General features: G+C 42.2%; 1 pseudogene. It reads left to right on the top strand.

Features of this window, described 5'->3' with window-relative positions:
* Window positions 1-735, top strand: a pseudogene (locus HMPREF0851_RS16365) (hypothetical protein); the annotation flags it as partial.

Genomic DNA, 735 nt, shown 5'->3' with positions numbered 1-735 from the left:
AAAAGTCATCAATCCAAATAAACCAGGAACAACGGTAACACCAACACCAACAAATGGTTTAACAATTGATGGAACAAGCGGTAAAGTTACAGGAACACCAACAGGCTTAACATGGAATGGCGATGACACAGAACAAACAGTCAATATTCCAGTAGTCATCACAAAAGGAAATGAAAAAATCAACGAAACCATTCCAGTAGTGGTCCAACGAGATCTAGACAAAGGTGAAAAACCATTAGACGCAGGCAAAGTAAATCCTACAAACCCAGCAGTAGAAGGACAACCTTATACAAGTACTGAAAAAGTTATCAATCCAAACAAAGACGATGCGACATTCACAGCAACTCCAACGAATGGATTGACAGTAGGAACCGATGGAAAAGTCACAGGAAAACCAACTGGTATCGAATGGACTGGCGATGAGACAGAGAAGACAGTGAATATTCCAGTAACGGTCAGCCGTACAGGAGATACCCCAGTCACCGTAACCATTCCAGTAGTGGTCCAACGAGACTTAGATGGCGACGGCAAACCAGACGTATCAGATGATGATATTGATGGCGACGGTATTCCAAATGACCAAGACCCAGCTCCACGAGTGAAAGATGGATTAACATCAGGCAAAGTAAATCCTACAAACCCAGCAGTAGATGGACAACCATATACAAGCAATGAAAAAGTCATCAATCCAAATAAACCAGGAACAACGGTAACACCAACACCAACAAATGGTTT

It is taken from the genome of Streptococcus sp. M334 (assembly GCF_000187745.1).
Taxonomy (GTDB): domain Bacteria; phylum Bacillota; class Bacilli; order Lactobacillales; family Streptococcaceae; genus Streptococcus.
This window is presented reverse-complemented; position numbering and strand designations above follow the sequence as displayed.